Consider the following 677-nt stretch of genomic DNA (forward strand, 5'->3'; position numbering starts at 1 on the left):
CCTCGGTAATGCCGAGGCCCGAACCACCGTAGGCTTGCGGGATGCAGATGCCCAGCCAACCGTCCCTGGCGAGCGCCTGATGGAAATCGGTCGGAAAGCCGCCGACCTTGTCCTTCTCCAGCCAATACTCGGCGTCAAAGCGCTCGCAGACCTTCAGGATGGCCTCGCGAATCTCGCGATGTTCGGGGGAATGATCGAAGGTCATGCTCATGCCACCTCCACCGCCATGGCCGTGGCTTCTCCGCCACCCAGGCACAGACTCGCCACGCCACGGCGCAGCCCCCGTTCGCGCAGCGCATGGACCAGCGTCACAAGCAGCCGGGCGCCCGTCGCGCCGACCGGATGGCCCAGCGCGCAGGCGCCGCCGTTCACGTTGACGCGCGCATGCGGCAGGTTCAGTTCGCGCATGGCGAGCAGCGTCACCACCGCAAAGGCCTCATTGATTTCGAACAGGTCGACGTCGCCAGCCTGCCAGCCGGCCTTGTCCAGCACGCGGCGGATGGCGCCCACCGGTGCGAGCGAGAACTGCCCCGGCGGCAGTGCATGCGTGGCGAGCGCGGTGATCCGGGCCAGCGGCGCGATGCCCTTTGCCCGCGCATCCGCCTCGCGCATCATGACCAGCGCGGCGGCGCCGTCTGAAATCGACGACGCGTTGCCTGGCGTCACCGTGCCCTCGG

General features: G+C 68.7%; 2 protein-coding genes. Both read right to left on the bottom strand.

What is annotated here, in order from left to right:
* A partial coding sequence (locus tag AC1DDH_RS20405; protein ID WP_476956198.1) for an acyl-CoA dehydrogenase family protein occupies positions 1–211 on the bottom strand: 211 nt, incomplete at its 3' end.
* The coding region (locus AC1DDH_RS20410) for a thiolase family protein (RefSeq protein WP_476956199.1) at positions 208–677 on the bottom strand (470 nt) is incomplete at its 5' end. The genes AC1DDH_RS20410 and AC1DDH_RS20405, both read right to left, overlap by 4 nt.

The organism is Arthrobacter sp. 10T425 (assembly GCF_056393985.1).